The organism is Frigidibacter sp. ROC022 (assembly GCF_024723735.1).
Classification (GTDB): Bacteria; Pseudomonadota; Alphaproteobacteria; order Rhodobacterales; family Rhodobacteraceae; genus SLM-1.
Map to the genome: position 1 here is coordinate 250,045 of NZ_JANQDU010000004.1, position 17,848 is coordinate 267,892.

Consider the following 17,848-nt stretch of genomic DNA (forward strand, 5'->3'; position numbering starts at 1 on the left):
GCCCCATCCAGCAAGAACAGGAGACAGACCATGCTCAAGCTTGTCGACAAGGGCGCCAAGTCCAATCGCCCGTTCAGCCCCGGGTTCATCGCCGGGGATATGCTGCACATTTCCGGCCAGGCCTCTGTCTCCCGCGACGACGGGACGATCATCCCGGGAACCTTCGAAGAGGAAATGCGCCGCTCGATCGAGAATCTCGAGGCGATCCTCAAGGCTGCCGGCCTGACGCTGGATCATGTCATCAGCGTGCGCTGCTATCTTGGCGACTCTGCCGATGGTGCCCGGCACAACGAGATCTATGCCGAGTATTTCGCCGAACCGCGCCCGGTGCGCTCGACGATCTCGGGCGTTCTGGGCACACAGCTGAAATACGAACTCGACGCCATCGCCTATGTCCCCATGACCCGGCAGGAAGCGCAGCGGGTCGAGTGAGCGAGGTCTAGAAGAAGGTCAGGATGCCGTCGATCACGGTGTAGTCGTCAGAGACGATCGGCATGAAGCGCCATTTGTCGAAGGCGGTGCAGGGATGGGAGATGCCCGAGGCGACAAGATCGCCGACCTGCCAGTCCGAGCTGGGCTCGATCCGGACAAAGGCGTGCTGATCGTTGACCGCAAAGACCTCTGCCGCGCCGACATCACGGAACCCGACGCCGGGCCGGTACCGCCGCAGCGGTTTCGGCAGACCGGCGTCATAGGGCACATCGCGCTTGCCCATCGCCAGCAGCGCCAGGCCGGGCTCGGGGCGCGACTGGACATAGGTCCAGGCTTCGAGCGCCGGGCGCAGCTCTCCCTTCCAGGCCCGGTGCGGGTCATTGCGCGCGGCTTCCTGGTTCGAGCGATAGCCCCCGTTGTCGGTGGTGATGTAGCAGCCGGACCGCAACAGGATGCGCACCGGGACATCCAGCTTCAGCGTGGCGAAGCATTCGGCCATGATGTCGAAATGCGAGGACCCGCCGCCGGTCAGGATGAACTCGTCCAGCCCCTGGAGCAGCGCCGGCGGCAGGGCGGCCGCGATATCGACGGTGCTCTGGGCATAGTCGATCACCGGCTGAAGGCTTTCGGCGGCACCGGGAACTACGCCTTCAAAGGCGGCGACACCGGCAAACCGGAACCTGGTGGGATCGGCGGCGGCCATGGCATCGGCCAGGGCAAGACCCTCGGCCGTGCTGCGCACCCCGGTGCGACCGCCGGTGACGCCGACCTCCAGAAGCATCCGGATGGGCTGGGCAAGCGGGGTCTCGGCCAGATGCCGGGCCATGTTGTCGAGCTGGGCGACCGAGTCGACGAAGCAATAGAACTCGAACCCGGGGTCGGCATTCAGCAGCGCCGCGATGCTGGCCAGATGCGTCTTGCCGATCAGTTGGTTGGCCAGAACGATCCGGGGAACGCCATAGTGCCGCATCACCTGCACCTGGGGCACCGTCGCGGCAGTGATCGCCCAGGCTCCGGCCTCGAGCTGTTCGGCATAGAGCTGCGGCGACATCGTGGTCTTGCCATGCGGCGCCAGCGACAGGTTGTGCCGGGTCAGATAATCCGCAAAGACCTTCTTGTTGTGGTCGAGATTGCTGCGCTTGAGCACCATTTGCGGGAACGGCAGATCCTCGGCCAGCAGGTTCCAGCCCCGGGCACCGATCTCGGCAAGGGGAAAGGGGCGCACGGTGCCGGGGATGCCCTTGGTTCTTGCGTCAAGGATCGTGTTCTGGATTTCGGTGAGATTCATCGAGTGTCGTTCCGTAATGTGGTCCGATGCCGAGGGTTCGCGTGACGTCAATAGAGGCGGGATGGGTGATGCATGTCAATCAACTCCTTTAGGGGCGTTGTTTTCTGGAGTTTCATGGCATGGCCGTCACCCGGTCGCCGAAAGGGAATCATTGAATATTGTGGAACATCTCCCGATGGCTATAATCGAATGAAAGGGGTGGCGGATGAACACGCGAACCGGATCGAAGAAGGGTGAAGGCGGCGCCGTCGAGGCGCGTATCCAGTCGATCGGCAGGGCCAAGGCGCTGCTCGACGCGATGGCGGACGGGGAATGGATCGGGCTTCGCGACCTTGCCGCGCAGACCGGGCTGGTCAAGACCACCGCCTTCAACCTCGTCAACGCACTGGCGGATGTCGGCCTGGTCGAGCATGACCCCGAGGTCGGGGCCTACCGTCTTGGCCTGCACCATGTCGTCTATGGCCGGGCGGTGGAGCGCAGGCTCGACATCCTGACCATCGCCAAGCCGCATCTGGTCAAGCTCTGCACCGCCACGCGCGAGACGGTGAACCTGGCCCTGCCGGGACCGGGCGAGGCGACCATCGTCGAAAGCCTGGAGGGCAGCCACAATCTGCGCGTCACGTCCTATTCGGGCACTGCGGCAAGCTATCACGCCACGGCCTGCGGCCGCGCCCTGCTGGCCTATCAGCCGGAAAGCTTCCGGCAGATGGTCTATTCGATGGGCACGCTGAACAAGATCACCGAAAAGACGATCATCGATCCGCAGGAACTGGAACAGTTGCTGGAGCAGTGCCGGACCCGGGGCTGGACGCTCGAGGTCGAAGAAAACGAACCCGGCAGCGCCTGCATCGCGGCGCCGATCTTCGACATGACCGGCAAGGCGGTCGCGTCGGTCAGCGTCGCCGGGCCCGCCGCACGGTTCCATCCCGAGGCGGCCGAGAACCTCGCGCGGATGCTGGTCGAGCACCTGTCGAGGATCAGCGAGGACCTGGGCCGACCACGGACGCCGGCAGAGGTGCCGGACGGCAAGGGTCGCCGCGCCGGGCCCCGCTGAGCGGCGGCAGAATGCGGGTGCAAGTCCATACCCGGGTCCGGGCGCAGGCGACGGCCGGTTCAATCGGCCTCACCGGGCGGGGGTTGGCGGTCCGTGCTCTGCGGCCCGGAATTTCTGACAAGGGAGCCTGACCGAATGCATGTCTTTCTCGCCACGCTTGGCACCGAAACCAACACCTTCTCGACCTTCCCGACGGGCATCGACAGCTTCCGGCATCGGCTGTGGCAAGAGGGCGATGTCGAGAACGCGGTTGCCACGCCATGGTCGGCCCCGGCCCGCAACTGGCGGAACTGGGCGCTGGAAGAAGGGTGGAAGGTATCGCAGGGGCTGCATGCCTTTGCCGAACCTGCGGGAACGACGACACGCTCGGCCTATGAAACGATGCGGGATCGAATCTTGGCCGATCTGAAAGCCGCAGGCCCGGTGGATGCGGTGATGATGTTCATGCACGGCGCGATGGTGGCCGACGGATACGATGACTGCGAGGGCGACATGGCCACCCGCATCCGTGAAATCGTCGGCGACAAGGTGAAGATCGGCATCGAGTTGGACCTGCATGCTCATATCGACCAGGTGCTGGTGGATGCGGCGGACATCATCGTCTTCTACAAGACCTATCCGCATTTCGATCACACCGAGCGGGCGCGCGACGTCTTCGACCTGATGAAGCGCACCCTGGCGGGCGAGATTGACCCGGTGATGGCGCTGTTCGATTGCCGGACGATGGGGCTGTTCCCGACGACGATGGACGGGCCGATGCCGGCCTATATGGAGAAAATGGTCGCGGCCGAAGGCAGGGACGGCATCCTGTCGTTGTCGCTCAACCACGGGTTCCCCTGGGCGGATGTTCCGCTGGCCGGCGCCAAGATGCTGGCAATTGCCGACGGCGACATGGCGAAGGCCGAGGCCGCCGCCGGGGCCTTCGGGAAGGAGTTCTACGGCTTCCGGGCGCAGGCGATGCTGCCGTTCACGCCGTTCGACGAGGCCATCGAGAAGGCGAAGGTCAAGGGCGACAAGCCGATCCTTCTGGCCGATACCTCGGACCAGATCGGCAGCGGTGCGCCGGGCGACACGACCTACATGCTGCGGGCGCTGATCGACGCCGGAATCCGCAGCGCGGCGGTGGCGCCGCTCTATGACCCGCTGGCGGTGAACATCTGCTTTCAGGTGGGGGTGGGGGCGAAGCTGCCGATGCGGATCGGCGGCAAGCTCGACCCCAATTCGGGGCCGTTCCTGGATGCGGATGTCGAGGTGCTGTTCCTGAAGCGCGGGGCCTATCAGGAACATGTCAACAACGAGCGTATTCCGGTCGGCGATCTGGCGGTGATCCGGGTCGAGGGGATCGAGGTGGTGTTGACGACCGAGCGGTCGAACCTGTTCTCGCCGACGCTCTACACGCTGCACGGTATCACCATCGACGACAAGCAGGTGCTCGCGATCAAGAACCTCTACAAGCACAAGGACATCTTCATCCCGCTGACCCGCGAGCAGTTGTTCGTTGCCTCGCCGGGATGCAGCAATCCGGATTTCGGCCAGTTGCCGTTCAAGCGTCTGCCGCGTCCGATCTGGCCCCTGGACCCGGACCCTCTGGGGCTGGACCCGGGCTGACCGGGCAGCAGCAGACCGGGGATGGAAGACAATGTCGCGATCCATGCGGGTCGCGGGTGACGCAGGCAAGGAGATCGGAACATGACGGCCACTTCGGAGATTATGATCCGCAACGCTCGTCTGTTTGACGGCACGGGTGCGGCAGCCGTTGTCAGGGACCTCAGCGTCGCGGATGGCATCATCACCGCCATTGGCCGTGATCTGCCCGGGACGGCTGCGCAGGAGATGGACGGCAGCGGGCTGGCGCTCGCTCCCGGGTTCATCGACGTGCATACCCATGACGATGCCATGGTGCTGCAGCCTGGCGGCATGGAGCCAAAGCTCTCTCAGGGCGTGACCTCGGTCGTGACCGGAAACTGCGGTATCTGTCTTGCGCCCGGTCTGCCCGAGGGAGCCAGCGTGCCGACGCCGCCGCTCGATCTTCTGGGCGATGCGGCGGCCTTCCGGTTCCCCGAATTCGGCGACTTCATCGACGCCCTGCACGGGTCCGGGCCGGAGGTGAATGTCTTTCCGCTGGTCGGTCAGACCCTGTTGCGCCTGCGGGCCATGGATCGTCCCGGCCGCCCCGCCACCGCGGCCGAGGTTGAACGGATGCGGGAGGATCTGGCCCGGGCGATTGCCGGCGGGGCTGCGGGCCTGTCGACCGGGCTGGCATATCCGCCGGCGCGTTTCGCCTCGACCGATGAAATCCTGGCCCTGGCCCGCGATGTCGCGGCGGCGGGGCTGCTGTGGACGACGCATATGCGCGACGAACGCTCGGGCGTGGTGTCGGCGGTGGCCGAGACGCTGGATATCGCCCGGCGCTCGGGGGTGCGGACCCTGATCTCGCACCACAAATGTTGCAGCCAGGCGGCCTTCGGCCTGTCGCGCACGACGCTGGCGATGATCGAGGAGGCCCGCAAGGAGCTGTCCGTCGGGCTTGACCTCTATCCCTATACCGCCAGCTCGACGGTGCTGCTTCCGACTTTCGCGCGCGACAGCACCAAGGTCACGGTCACCTGGTCCGATCCGCATCCGGAAATGGAGGGGCGGGACCTGAAGGATATCGCAGCCGAGTGGGGTGTCAGCCAGGACGAGGCTTTGGAGCGTCTGAAGCCCGGCGGGGCGATCTATCACCAGATGGACGAGGGCGACCTGCGCCGCATCATGGCCTATCCGCCGACGCTGATCGGCTCGGACGGGTTGCCGCAGGACCGCCGCCCGCATCCCCGGCTCTGGGGCACCTTCCCGCGTGTCCTTGGCCATTTCGCGCGGGACGAGGCGGTGCTGCCGCTGGAAACCGCCATTGCGAAGATGACCGGGCAGACGGCGGCCTTGCTGGGGCTCAAGGACCGGGGGCTGCTGAAGCCGGGCTGCAAGGCCGACCTGGTCCTGTTCGATCCGGAGCAGGTCATCGACCGGGCAAGCTATGCCGAGCCGACGCTACCCCCGGCGGGCATCCGGCAGGTCTGGGTCAATGGCGCGCCGGTGGTCGAAGACGGTGCGTACAGGCCCGGAAGGCCCGGTGCCGGCACGGTGATCGGCGGTTGCCGGGCGGCAGCCTGATCCTGCGCCGGCCCCGGCGCGCTAGAGATGCAGGAAACGATACTTCTCGAGCAACTCCAGAAGCATGGTCTTGGCATGGGTGCGGTGCGCATAGTGGATCCGGCGCGCCTCGGCGGCATTACCCGAGCGGATCGCCTCGAAGACGCCACGATGGTCCTCGTTCGACTTCACCGGCAACGGGCGGATTTGCAGGGTCATGGCCTTCGCTCGCCGCACCTGATCGACCATCATGCCGGCGATGGCCTGCACCCGGCTGTTGCGACCCAGGCGGACCAGTTCGGCGTGGAACGCGTCGTCGGCCTTCGCCCAGGCTTCCAGATCCTTGCGTTCCAGCGCCTCCTCCATGTCGCTGATCGCGGTGGCAAGATGGCGAAGCTCCTCGTCGCTGTAGCCAAGGCGGGCGGCATTCTCGGCCGACAGGCTTTCAAGCTCGGTCAGCACATCATAGATGTCGCGCATGTCCGAGGGCGACAGCGCCAGAACCCGCAGCCCCTTCCGGGGCCGCATCTCGACCAACCCCTGCGCCTCGAGGATCAGAGCGGCTTCGCGGATCGGGGTGCGGGACATGCCCAGACGCTCGGCCAACTCGCTTTCCAGGTGGTCCGAACCGGCACCGAGCTCGCCCGAGAAGATCAGCCTGCGCAGTTCATCGACGGCTCGCTGAGTGTTCGAAACCTGTTTCACGGCACCGTCCATTCGGGGTCAAAGCCTCATCTTCATCCCGGTCTCGGCTGACCGGTAGATCGCATCGCGGACCTTGATCACGGTCAGATAGTCCCTTGCAGTATTCGCCAATTCGGTGCCCTGCAACACCCCGGAGACCACATGCGCCTGCAAGGCGTGCACGCAATCGCCGCCAAACCCCTGCCAGGTATCGGGTGGCAGGATCTGCTGCGCCTCAAGCTGGCCGAACCTGCGCAGCTGGACGCTGCCGTCACCCAGCAGGGTCAGCGTGCCCTCGGTGCCTTCGATCAGCGCCTCGCCCATGGTCCGCCGCAGGTTGTCGGCGGCGTGGTCCAGCAGGCGGTTGCCGTCGAACAGCGCACGGACGTCGCCGGGGTGGTCGAACAGGACGAACCCCGCATCCTCGCCGGCCAGCACCGGGTTGATCCGGCGCAGGTCGGCATAGACGGCTTCCGGGTCCCCGAACAGATAGCGGAAGGTATCGACCCAATGCACGCCGGTCTCGTGGATCAAGAGCTGCGGCATGGTCTGGAAATAGGGTTGCCGGTCAAGATAGGCGCGCGGCCCCTGGCCATCGCCGGGGCGCAGCCGGAACGTCGCCTGCAGCACGGTGCCGATCCGCCCCGCGTCGATCGCCGCCTTCATCGCCCGATACCACGGCATGAAGCGGAAGTTCTCGTGCACCACCAGGGTCATGCCCGCCGCTTCGGCCTCGGCGGCAATCGCGGTCGCTTCGGCCAGATCGTGGCAGAAGGGCTTCTGGCAGATCACCGTCGGAATGCCCGCACCGATCGCGGTGCGTATCGCCTGTGCATGGCCCGGCGGCGGCAGGATGATGTCGAGGATGTCCGGCCGGGTCTCGGAGAGCATCCGCTCCAGGTCGTCAAAGGCCGGCACCCCGGTCGCTTCGGCGGCCTGAAGGTTCAGGTCCGCGGCACCCACCAGTGTCACCTCGGGAATGCGGCCCCAGGCGCCATAGTGGAACTGGCTGAAATACCCGGCGCCCAAGCAGGCCACCCGCAGGGGTGCCCGGGCACTCATGCGCGGGACAGGCAGGTCATGACCGCCTCGGCCGCGTCCTGGGTCGTGGCCTTGCCGCCCATGTCTCCGGTGCGCACCTTGCCCTGCGCGATCACGGTCTCGACCGCCTCGCGCAGTCGCGTGCCGTCTGCGGCCAGCACCGGCGCATCGTGGCGCAGGCCCAGCCAGTCCAGCATCATCGCGCCAGAGAGGATCATCGCCAGCGGGTTGGCGATTCCCTGTCCGGCAATGTCGGGGGCCGAGCCGTGGCAGGGCTGGAACACCGCATGGTCAAGCCCGATGTCGGCGGACGGGGCCACGCCCAGCCCGCCCATCAGCCCGGCGCCGAGATCGGACAGGATGTCGCCAAACATGTTCTCCGTCACCAGCACGTCGAAATCCCAGGGCTTCAGCACGAACCAGAGCGCCGTGGCGTCAACATAGGCGTGATCGGCGATCAGGTCAGGGTGCTTTGCGGCCTCGGCATCGAAGATTTCGCGGAAGAAGGCGAAGGCGCGGAACACATTTGCCTTGTCCACGCAGGTCACGCGGCCCTTGCCGCGGCCCTGTTCCTTGCGTTCGCGGGCCAGATTGAAGGTGAAGCGGAACAGCTTTTCCGAGATGTCGCGGGTGATCAGCAGGGTTTCGCGGGCCTCGTCCCGGCTGACCTCGCCGCAGCCCTGGGTATGAAACAGCCCCTCGGTGCTTTCGCGGATCAGCACGAAATCCACTTCCTTGCCCTCGGGCATGTTCAGCGGGGTCGTCTGTCCCGGAATGATGCGGACGGGGCGCACGCCGGCAAAGAGCGTCAACGCCTTGCGCAGGTCGATCTGCGGGGAAATCTCGGTGCCGTCGTCATAGCGCACGCTGGGCAGGCCCATGGCCGAAAGCAGGATCGCATCCGATTTGCGCGCCGCCTCCATCGAGGCAGCCGGAAGTGATTCCCCGGTCCGGGCATAATGTGCGGCGCCCGCCGGAACCGAGTTGAAATCCAGATGATAGCCGCCGTCCTGTGCCAACTGCGTCAGTATCTTCAGGGTGGGCTGCATGATCTCGGGACCAATCCCGTCACCTTCGAACACCGTGATATCGAAATGGTCTTGCATCTTGGTCCTTAACCTCTGCCCCTGATCGCGGTTTTCCGCGCGACTGCAATGTGCGTTGACAATGCATTGATTAACGCATACGCAAATAAATGCAATAATAAACTCAGTGTTCGGGAGGACATTATGAAAGGCACATTCATCAGACTGGCCGCGCTCACGGCGGTGGCGGCTGTCATGGGCACCGGGGTCATGGCCCAGACGGTGCTGCGCTTCAGTCACACCGACAACCCGGGCGGGTCGCGCCAGGCTGCGGCCGAAGTCTTTGCCGAAAAGGTCAAGGAATACACCGACGGTCGTTACGAGATCCGGATCTTTCCGGCGGGCCAGTTGGCGAACGACCCCAAGGCGATCGAACAGCTGATTCTGGGCGGCGTCGATTTCACCGTCTCGGCCACCGGCTCCTATGCCACCCATCTGGCCTCGCTGAACCTGACCGCGATGCCGTTCCTCGTGGACACCTATGAGCAGGGCTGGGAACTCTACGACAATTCCGAATGGCTGCAGGGCGAGTTCGACAAGCTGCCGGCAGTCGGGTTCCGGGTGCTGGCGACCTGGGAGGCCGGGTTCCGCTCATTCACCACCGACCAGCCGCTGGCCTCTCCGGCGGACGCGGCCAAGATGAAGATGCGCGTCTATCCCAACGACATGATCCGCTGGAGCATGGAGGCCATCGGCTTCCAGACCGTCGTGATGCCGATCACCGATGTCTATCTGGCGATCCAGCAGGGCACCGTGAACGGCCAGGAAAACCCGGTGGACACGATCAAGTCGCTGCGCTTCTACGAAGTGGCGCCCTATGTCACGCTGACCCGCCACGTCTACAGCCCGCTGCCGTTGACCGTCTCGGAAGCGACCTGGCAGAAATTCTCGCCCGAGGATCAGGAAGCCGTAATGAAGGCCGCCGCCGAGGCCGCCGCCTTCAGCCGTGACCTGGTGAAGAACTCGGTCGATCAGCAGATCGCCGACATGGAAGCGGCCGGGGCCAAGATCTCGACTCCCGAAATCGGACCGTTCCGCGATGCGGTGGCCAGCGTCTATGACAAGGCCCGCGGTGTCTATGGCGCCGAAGAGGTCGACAATCTGCTGGCCGATGCCGCTGCCATCCGCGCGGCGATGCCGGCGAACTGATAGACATCGAGTCATCGAAGATACCGGGGCCATGGTAACAGGCCCCGGTCACTGACGACCTGGTGGGGGAGCAGGGACATGGACTACAGGCCGCAATACCCGGCGCCTTTGCGCGCCTTGAGCTTCTTGATCGACATCTGCCTGGCTCTGGGCGGGATCAGCATCGTGGCATTGGTCTTCATCAATGCGCTTCTGCGCGGCGCCGCCGGGTTCGACCTGGCCTGGTCGCTGGAGGTCACGGCCTTCTTGCTGCTCTGGACCACCTTCCTCGGTGCTGCCGCAGCCATGGCGCGGGGGGCACACATGCGGGTCACCGAGATCGTCGCCAACCTTGTTCCGCGCGCCGCGCAGGCCTGGCTGGCGCTTCTGATCGACCTGATCGTGACTGCCATGCTGGCGTCGCTGATCTGGTATGGCGTCTCGATCGCAAGCCACAGCTGGGCGCAGAAGACCACCGTGCTCTACTGGCCGGTCGGGCTGCTCTATGCCTCGATGCCGACGGGCATGGCCTTCGCACTGGTCTTTCACCTCTTCAATCTGGTCCGTGACTGGCGCCATCCCGAAACCTGGGTGGCCAAGGACGCGGATGACGGTGCCGCGCAATGATCCTGCTGTTTATCGTCGCCGTCTTCCTGGTCACGGTGTTTCTGGGAATACCGCTGGTCTGGGCGATCCTGCTGACCGCGATCCTGCCGATCTTCGTCTTCGACCTGTCGGGCTATCCGCTGCAGGCGGTCTATCTGAACTTCATCGGCGGGGTCGAGCCGAACCATTTCCTGGCGATCCCGCTGTTCATCGTCGCGGGCGAGCTGATGTCGCGCGGCGGGGTCGGGCTGCGGATCATCGGCTTTGCCCGCGCCGCCTTCGGCTTCATGCCGGGCGGCCTGGGAATGGTGGTGGTCGGTGCCTCGATGCTCTTTGGCGGCATCTCGGGCTCGGCCATCGCCGATACCGCCGCCATCGGTTCGGTGATGATCAAGAACATGGCCAAGGAGGGCTATCACCGCCCCTTCGCGGCAGGGCTCGTCGCGGCGGCCGGAACCATCGGCATCATCATCCCGCCCTCGATCCCGATGCTGATCTACGGATTCGTCGGCAATGTCTCGGTCGCCGACCTCTTCCTTGCCGGGATGGTCCCCGGCGTGATCTTCGGGCTGTTCTTCATGGGGGTCTGCTTCTGGGTCGGCAAATCCTCCGGTTGCGATCCGGGTGGCCGCACCGTCAGCAAGGCCGAGTTGTGGCGATCGTTCATCGGAACGGCTCCGGCGCTGTTCATGCCGGTCCTGATCCTCGGCGGCATCTTCACCGGCTGGGTCACCCCGACCGAGGCCGCCGCCGTCGCCGTGGTCTACGGGCTGTTCGTGACCATCGTCGTCTATCGCGACTTCCGCCTGCGCGACCTGCCGTCGCTGATGGTCGATGCCTTCGTGACCTCTTCGGTGGTCATGGTGGTGATCGGGGCGACAACCGTGCTGGGCTGGATGATCACGCTGGAGCAATTGCCGCAGATCCTCGTGGCCTTCGTGCAGGACGTGTCGAGCAGTCCCTGGGTCTTCCTGCTGCTGGTCAACATCGTCATGCTGATCCTCGGCCTGGTGCTGGACCCGGTGCCGGCGATCCTGCTGACCGCGCCGCTGTTCCTGCCCACCGCGCAGAGCTTTGGCGTCGATCCGGTGCATCTGGGCGTGATCATGACCTGCAACGTCGCGGTGGGCCTGTTCACGCCGCCGGTCGGGGCGACACTCTATGTCGCCTCGCGGATATCCGGGGATGGGGTGCTGTCGATCGCGCGGGCCATGGCGCCGCTCTATATTGCGGCAATCTCGGCGCTGTTGCTGATAACCTATGTCCCGGCGGTCTCGATGAGCATGGTCGAACTGTTCCGCTGAGAAAGGCAGAAGATGTTTGCAGTCGTTGTCACCTTCCAGATCGTGCCGGGGCAGATGCCGGCCTTCCTGCCGCTGATGCTGGCCAATGCCCGGGCCTCTCTGACCGCCGAGGACGGCTGCCACCAGTTTGACGTGGCCACCGACCCGGAGCGTCCGGACGAGGTGTTTCTCTATGAACTCTACACCGACAAGGCGGCGTTCGACGCACATCTCGACAGCCCGCATTTCGCGGAGTTCAACGCCGGGACCGCGGCGATGATTGCCGGCAAGACCGTCGCCACCTATGCGCAGGTGCAGCAATGAGCGACTGGGAGGTTCACGCCGTCAAATACGCCGATCGCAACGCGCGCACCCGCGGCGACAGCTTCATCTTCGACGACAACCACGATGCGCCGCACCCGATGGACTACTTCGTCTGGGTGTTGCGCCGCGGGGCCGAGGTGATCCTTGTCGATACCGGCTATGACGGTGCCGAGGCGGCGGCGCGCGGGCGGCCGATCCGGCAGGACCCGGTGGCCTGCCTCGCGCCGCTGGGGCTGCGGCCCGAGGATATCGGCCAGGTCATCGTGACCCATCTGCATTACGATCACGCCGGGGGCCTGCACCTGTTCCCGAACGCCACCCTGCACATGCAGGCCGCCGAGATGGCCTATGCCACCGGCCCCTGCATGTGCCACGACGTCCTGCGCGGGCCGTTCACCGCGGGCCATGTCTGCGAGGCGGTCAGGCGTCTCTATGCCGGCAAGGTGATCTTCCATGACGGCGAGGCGCAGGTGGCCGAGGGCGTGACGGTGCATCGCATCGGCGGACACAGCCGGGGCCTGCAATCGGTGCGGGTGCGGACCTCTGCCGGCTGGCTGGTCCTGGCCTCGGACGCGGCGCACTATTACGAGAACCTGCTGCTGCGCAAACCCTTCCCCATCGTGGTCGATCTTCAGGACATGCTGGACGGGTTCGACACGCTGGAACGGCTCGCTTCGAAGCCCGAGTTGATCGTGCCGGGCCATGATCCGAAGGTGACGCAGGTCTTTGCCCAGGGTGTGGCCGACCACATCTGGCGGCTCGACCCCGGCCCGATCGCCAAGGTCACGCCATGAAGCTGGGGGTGATCGCGGATGACTTCACCGGGGCCTCGGACATTGCCCTGACGCTGGCCGAGGGCGGGATGCGCTGCGTGCAATATGCCGGCGTTCCCGGACAGCCCGCCGACAAGGAGGTCGAGGCCGGCATCGTCTCGCTGAAGTCGCGGACGATCCCGGCAGGGGAGGCGGTGGCACAATCGCTGGCCGCCTGCGACTGGCTGCTGGAACAGGGCTGCACCCAGATCGTGTTCAAGGTCTGCTCCACCTTCGATTCCACCCCCCAAGGCAACATCGGCCCGGTCGCCGCGGCGCTTGCCGAACGGCTGGGAGAGGATCGGGTCATCGTCTGCCCGGCCTTTCCGGAAAGCGGCCGCTCGGTCTATCAGGCGCAGCTGTTCGTCGGGGACCAGCCACTGGCGGAAAGCAGCATGAAGGACCACCCGCTGACTCCGATGCGCGATTCCGACCTGCGCCGGGTGCTGGGGGCGCAGACCGACTGGCCGGTGGCCCATATCGCTGCGGCGACAGTCTTCGAGGGCGCCGAGGCGATCCGCGCGGCCCTGCCCGACGGCCCGGCGATGGTGATCGTCGATGCGATCCGCGATGCCGATCTGCGGGCGATTGCCGGGGCCGCGCGTGATCGCCGCTTGCTGGTCGGTGGTTCCGGCATCGCCATCGGGCTGCCGCGGAATTTCGGCGCCAGTCCCGCCACCCCCGGCTGGGCGCCGGTCGCCGGCCCGGGTGCGATCATCTCCGGTTCCTGCAGCAGCGCCACACGGGGCCAGGTCGCCGCCTATCGCGACATGGCGCCCAGCCACGAGATCACGCCCGAGGCGGTGATGTCCGGGCAGGTCGATGCCGAGGAGATTGCCGATTGGGCGATGGCGCAGAGGACCCCGCCGCTGATCTATTCCTCGGCCGACCCGGCCGCGGTGGCTGCGGCACAATCGCGCTTTGGCGGCAGTGCACTGGCCGAGGCCATCGAGCATTTCTTCACCCGTCTAACGGCCGCACTCCGGCGTCGCGGCATCGCCCGGCTGGTCGTCGCCGGTGGTGAGACTTCGGGCGCGGTGGTGGCCGGGCTGGGCGCGGCGGCCTTTGCCGTCGGCCCCCGGATCGCCGCCGGGGTTCCGATGCTGCGCCCCGAGGGAAGCGATATGGGCCTGGTCCTGAAATCCGGCAATTTCGGTGGCCCGGCCTTCTTTGCCGAGGCTCTGGAAAGGCTGCGCACCCCATGACCGAAGAGACCCGTCTGCGGGACGAGATCGCCCGCTTTGCCCGATCGCTGTTCGAGCGCGGCCTGACCCCCGGAAGCTCGGGCAATATCTCCGCCCGGTTGTCCGACGGCTCGGTTCTCGTCACGCCCACGGGCAGTTCGATGGGGTTTCTCGACCCGGCGGAGATCAGCCATCTGGCTGCCGACATGACCCATCTCTCGGGTGCCAGGCCGACCAAGGAAGTGCCGCTGCACAGCGCCTTCTACGATACCCGCCGGACCACCGGCGCCGTGGTGCATCTGCATTCGACCCACGCCGTCGCTCTGTCGATGCTGCCTGACACGGACCCCGAGAACGTGCTGCCGGCGCTGACACCCTATGCGATCATGCGGCTGGGCAAGGTGCAGTTGCTGCCCTTCTTCCTGCCCGGCGACCCGGCGATGGGCGCGGCGGTGCGCGGGCTGGCAGGCAGACGTTCGGCGGTGCTGCTGGCCAACCACGGGCCCGTGGTGGCCGGGCGCGACCTGGCGTCGGCGGTCTTTGCCATGGAAGAGCTGGAAGAGACGGCGAAGCTTGCGCTGCTCACCCGCGGGACGGGAGCCCGCGGTCTCGGCCCGGAGCAGGTCGGCGCGGTGGTCGAGCGCTTCGACGTCGATTGGGACTGAGGCCGGGGTGAGCGTCGGGGTCAGGCAGGGGCAGAGAAGGACCGGGTCCGTCAAGACTGGTTGAACAGACGGCCCGTGCCGGTCTTATCGCCCCCGCCGCGGTTTGCCGCCGCGCATGCCGCCTCGGCCCGCCGTGCTTCGGGCCTTCGGGCCTTGGGCGGCATCGCTCGCGGCCTCTACCGCCGACTGCCGCGCCAGCGGGTCGTCCGCGATCGCGAGTTCCACCGCTTCCAGCCGCTTGATCTCGTCGCGCAGGCGGGCGGCCTCTTCGAATTCGAGGTTCTCCGCGGCCTTGCGCATGTCGGTGCGCAACCCCTCCAGATGGGTCGCCAGATTGTCGCCGACCATCGCCTTGTCGACCTTCGCGGTGATCCGGCTCTGGTCGGTGTCGCCCTGCCACAGCCCGTCCAGAACGTCCGCGACGTTCTTCTTCACCGTCTCGGGGGTGATCCCGTGTGCGTCGTTATAGGCGCGCTGCTTTTCGCGGCGCCGGTTGGTTTCGCGGATCGCCCGTTCCATGCTGCCGGTGATCCGGTCGGCATAGAGGATCACCCGGCCTTCCGAGTTCCGCGCCGCACGGCCGATGGTCTGGATCAGCGAGGTTTCCGAGCGCAGGAAACCTTCCTTGTCGGCGTCGAGGATCGCCACCAGCCCGCATTCGGGGATGTCCAGCCCCTCGCGCAGCAGGTTGATCCCGATCAGCACGTCGAAGGCGCCCAGCCGCAGGTCGCGCAGGATCTCGATCCGTTCCAGCGTGTCGATGTCGGAATGCATGTAGCGCACCCGGATGCCCTGTTCGTGCATGTATTCGGTCAGGTCCTCGGCCATCCGCTTGGTCAGCGTCGTGACCAGGGTGCGCAGGCCCTTGGCGGCGACCTTGCGGACCTCGTCCAGCAGATCGTCGACCTGCATCTCGACCGGGCGGATTTCGACCTCGGGGTCCAGAAGCCCGGTCGGGCGGATCACCTGTTCGGTGAAGACGCCGCCCGATTGCTGCAACTCCCAGGCGGCCGGGGTGGCCGAGACGAAGATGCTCTGCGGCCGCATCGCGTCCCATTCCTCGAACTTCAGCGGGCGGTTGTCCATGCAGGAGGGCAGGCGGAAGCCATGCTCGGCCAGGGTGAACTTGCGCCGGTAGTCGCCCCTGTACATGCCGCCGATCTGCGGCACCGAGACGTGGCTTTCGTCGGCAAAGACAATGGCATCGTCGGGGATGAACTCGAACAGGGTCGGCGGCGGCTCGCCCGGGGCGCGGCCTGTGAGATAGCGCGAATAGTTCTCGATCCCGTTGCACACGCCCGTCGCCTCGAGCATCTCGAGATCGAAGCGTGTGCGCTGCTCCAGCCGCTGCGCCTCGAGCAGCTTGCCCTCGCCCACCAGCTGGTCGAGCCGCTGCTGCAGCTCGGCCTTGATGCCCTTGATCGCCTGCTGCATCGTCGGGCGCGGTGTCACATAGTGCGAATTGGCATAGATGCGGATCTGCTCGAAGGTGTTGGTCTTGGCGCCGGTGAGCGGATCGAATTCGGTGATGCTTTCCAGCTCGTCGCCGAAGAACGAGAACCGCCAGGCCCGGTCTTCCAGGTGCGCCGGCCAGACTTCCAGACTGTCGCCCCGAACCCGGAAACTGCCGCGCGCGAAGGCGGCGTCATTGCGACGGTATTGCTGGGCGACAAGCTCGGCCATCACCTGCCGCTGGTCATAGCTTTCGCCGGTCTTCAGATCCTGCGTCATAGCCGAATAGGTCTCGACCGAACCGATGCCGTAGATGCACGAGACCGAGGCGACGATGATCACGTCGTCGCGTTCCAGAAGCGCCCGGGTGGCCGAGTGGCGCATCCGGTCGATCTGTTCGTTGATCTGGCTTTCCTTCTCGATATAGGTGTCGGATCGCGGCACATAGGCTTCGGGCTGATAGTAGTCGTAGTAGCTGACGAAGTATTCGACCGCGTTGTCGGGAAAGAAGCCCTTGAACTCTCCGTAGAGCTGCGCCGCCAGGGTCTTGTTCGGCGCCAGGATGATCGCCGGTCGCTGGGTCTCCTCGATCACCTTGGCCATGGTGAAGGTCTTGCCGGTGCCGGTGGCGCCCAGCAGGACCTGATCGCGCTCGCCGTTCAGAATGCCCTGCGACAGTTCGGCGATCGCCGTCGGCTGATCCCCTGCCGCGGTGAACGGCGTCTGCATGACAAAGCGCCGCCCGCCTTCCAGCTTCGGCCGGGTCAGCACCTCGGGGCGGTCGGTCAGGGCATTCGTGTTGTTATGTGGCATGGGGGGCGACTCCTTGCCCCCAAGATGGGCGGATTGCGCCCGGGCGCAAGGGCAGGCTGCCGCCGGGCGGTACGTTGCGGCGCCCTGCTGACGTGATCTGGCAGGGGCGGGGTCGGTTCGGCCATGTGGCCGGGTGCTGCGTGGCCGGTGATCCGCTGCCCAGGTGATCCGGTGTGTAGAGCTTAAGAAAGTCCTACCATTTTGGAACGCATTTTCGACAATTGAACACCGTCAGGTCGGTTGTTGCGCTTGATCGGCGCGGGGTCGGGGCGTAGCCTTTGCGGGCAAGCATCTGAACAGACTGCCGGGGTCGGCGCACCATCCACCCCACCCACGCTTCCAGCCGTGCCCCGGCAGTCACCCCTGCTCTCACCCCCACAACTCACCGGATTGCCGCTTTGCCCGGCCTCCCGTCGGATGCCGGCGCCTTCCAATGGCTTGTTGCGGCAGGAAGCGCCTCGTGCGACCGGAGCGCTGGCCCTTGCCTCGGGTGCCGATTCTGCGGATAACACGCCCGAAGCCAGAGGAGTCTGCCCCATGCGCGCCCGTATCTTTCAGCCTGCCCGCACCGCGATGTCCTCGGGCACCGCAAGGACCCGACGCTGGGTGCTGGAATATGCCCCGACCCAAAGCCGCGAGATCGACCCGCTGATGGGCTGGACCGGCTCGGGCGACACGAACCAGCAGGTGCGCCTGACCTTCGCCACCAAGGAAGAGGCGCTGGACTACGCGCAGGACAAGGGGCTGGAGGTCACGCTGGTCGAGCCGCACAAGCGCAAGCCCAATATCCGCCCTGGCGGCTATGGCGAGAACTTCGCAACCAACCGGCGGACCGTCTGGACCCATTAGGGCCTTTCGGGCCTGA

Annotated in this window: 17 protein-coding genes; 12 read left to right on the forward strand and 5 right to left on the reverse strand. The window is 65.9% G+C overall.

Translation table 11 applies throughout. From position 1 onward, the window contains the following. Positions 1-30 precede the first annotated feature (30 nt). Entirely contained in the window at positions 31-432 is a 402-nt protein-coding gene (locus NUW50_RS17230) for a RidA family protein (RefSeq protein WP_258290400.1), read from the forward strand. Positions 433-439: 7 nt separating this feature from the next. Here the strand turns inward: NUW50_RS17230 and NUW50_RS17235 are convergent, their stop codons facing one another. After that, positions 440-1,720 (reverse strand): amino acid deaminase, encoded by a 1,281-nt coding sequence (locus NUW50_RS17235; RefSeq protein ID WP_258290401.1) that lies wholly within the window; start codon positions 1,718-1,720, stop codon positions 440-442. 205 nt (positions 1,721-1,925) lie between these two features. On the opposite strand from NUW50_RS17235, the gene NUW50_RS17240 reads away from it, so the two are divergent. From NUW50_RS17240 to NUW50_RS17250, 3 genes are all read left to right on the forward strand, one after another. Beyond that, positions 1,926-2,774: an IclR family transcriptional regulator gene (locus tag NUW50_RS17240; RefSeq protein WP_258290402.1), complete on the forward strand. Its 849-nt coding sequence runs from the start codon at positions 1,926-1,928 to the stop codon at positions 2,772-2,774. A gap of 135 nt (positions 2,775-2,909) precedes the next feature. After that, positions 2,910-4,382 carry a M81 family metallopeptidase gene (locus NUW50_RS17245; protein WP_258290403.1) on the forward strand — a complete coding sequence of 491 codons (1,473 nt, stop codon included), beginning with the start codon at positions 2,910-2,912 and terminating at the stop codon, positions 4,380-4,382. 81 nt (positions 4,383-4,463) lie between these two features. Continuing rightward, positions 4,464-5,927 (forward strand): N-acyl-D-amino-acid deacylase family protein, encoded by a 1,464-nt coding sequence (locus tag NUW50_RS17250; RefSeq protein ID WP_258290404.1) that lies wholly within the window; start codon positions 4,464-4,466, stop codon positions 5,925-5,927. 21 nt (positions 5,928-5,948) lie between these two features. On the opposite strand, the gene NUW50_RS17255 is transcribed toward NUW50_RS17250, so the two are convergent. The 3 genes from NUW50_RS17255 to NUW50_RS17265 are packed head-to-tail and all read right to left on the reverse strand — an operon-like array spanning position 5,949 to position 8,737. Continuing rightward, complete coding sequence (locus NUW50_RS17255) at positions 5,949-6,611, reverse strand: GntR family transcriptional regulator (protein ID WP_258290405.1); 663 nt, start codon at positions 6,609-6,611, stop codon at positions 5,949-5,951. 18 nt (positions 6,612-6,629) lie between these two features. Further along, a complete protein-coding gene (locus NUW50_RS17260; protein WP_258290406.1) occupies positions 6,630-7,652 on the reverse strand; it encodes a Gfo/Idh/MocA family protein in 1,023 nt (340 codons plus the stop codon). After that, positions 7,649-8,737 (reverse strand): isocitrate/isopropylmalate dehydrogenase family protein, encoded by a 1,089-nt coding sequence (locus tag NUW50_RS17265; protein WP_258290407.1) that lies wholly within the window; start codon positions 8,735-8,737, stop codon positions 7,649-7,651. The genes NUW50_RS17260 and NUW50_RS17265 overlap by 4 nt, the downstream gene beginning before the upstream one ends. Before the next feature lie 123 nt (positions 8,738-8,860). Here NUW50_RS17265 and NUW50_RS17270 point away from each other — a divergent pair, with 123 nt between their 5' ends. The 7 genes from NUW50_RS17270 to otnC all read left to right on the forward strand — a co-directional run bounded on the left by NUW50_RS17270 (position 8,861) and on the right by otnC (position 14,718). Next, positions 8,861-9,865 carry a TRAP transporter substrate-binding protein gene (locus NUW50_RS17270; protein ID WP_258290408.1) on the forward strand — a complete coding sequence of 335 codons (1,005 nt, stop codon included), beginning with the start codon at positions 8,861-8,863 and terminating at the stop codon, positions 9,863-9,865. Between the two features lie 78 nt (positions 9,866-9,943). Then, a complete protein-coding gene (locus NUW50_RS17275; RefSeq protein WP_258290409.1) occupies positions 9,944-10,471 on the forward strand; it encodes a TRAP transporter small permease in 528 nt (175 codons plus the stop codon). Next, a complete protein-coding gene (locus tag NUW50_RS17280; RefSeq protein WP_258290410.1) occupies positions 10,468-11,754 on the forward strand; it encodes a TRAP transporter large permease in 1,287 nt (428 codons plus the stop codon). Before NUW50_RS17275 ends, NUW50_RS17280 begins: the two co-directional genes overlap by 4 nt. A gap of 12 nt (positions 11,755-11,766) precedes the next feature. Next, complete coding sequence (locus NUW50_RS17285) at positions 11,767-12,057, forward strand: putative quinol monooxygenase (protein WP_258290411.1); 291 nt, start codon at positions 11,767-11,769, stop codon at positions 12,055-12,057. After that, positions 12,054-12,851, forward strand: coding sequence for an N-acyl homoserine lactonase family protein (locus NUW50_RS17290; protein WP_258290412.1), 798 nt, complete (start codon positions 12,054-12,056; stop codon positions 12,849-12,851). The genes NUW50_RS17285 and NUW50_RS17290 overlap by 4 nt, the downstream gene beginning before the upstream one ends. Beyond that, a complete protein-coding gene (gene otnK, locus NUW50_RS17295; RefSeq protein ID WP_258290413.1) occupies positions 12,848-14,074 on the forward strand; it encodes a 3-oxo-tetronate kinase in 1,227 nt (408 codons plus the stop codon). The genes NUW50_RS17290 and otnK overlap by 4 nt, the downstream gene beginning before the upstream one ends. Continuing rightward, positions 14,071-14,718, forward strand: coding sequence for a 3-oxo-tetronate 4-phosphate decarboxylase (otnC, locus tag NUW50_RS17300; protein WP_258290414.1), 648 nt, complete (start codon positions 14,071-14,073; stop codon positions 14,716-14,718). Before otnK ends, otnC begins: the two co-directional genes overlap by 4 nt. A gap of 84 nt (positions 14,719-14,802) precedes the next feature. Here otnC and uvrB read toward each other — a convergent pair whose 3' ends face one another. Next, entirely contained in the window at positions 14,803-16,983 is a 2,181-nt protein-coding gene (gene uvrB, locus NUW50_RS17305; protein WP_258290415.1) for an excinuclease ABC subunit UvrB, read from the reverse strand. Between the two features lie 537 nt (positions 16,984-17,520). Between uvrB and NUW50_RS17310 the strand changes: the two genes are divergently transcribed. Next, the gene (locus tag NUW50_RS17310; RefSeq protein ID WP_258290416.1) at positions 17,521-17,832 is read left to right on the forward strand and encodes an ETC complex I subunit; all 312 of its coding nucleotides are present in this window, start codon (positions 17,521-17,523) and stop codon (positions 17,830-17,832) included. Positions 17,833-17,848: the final 16 nt, after the last annotated feature.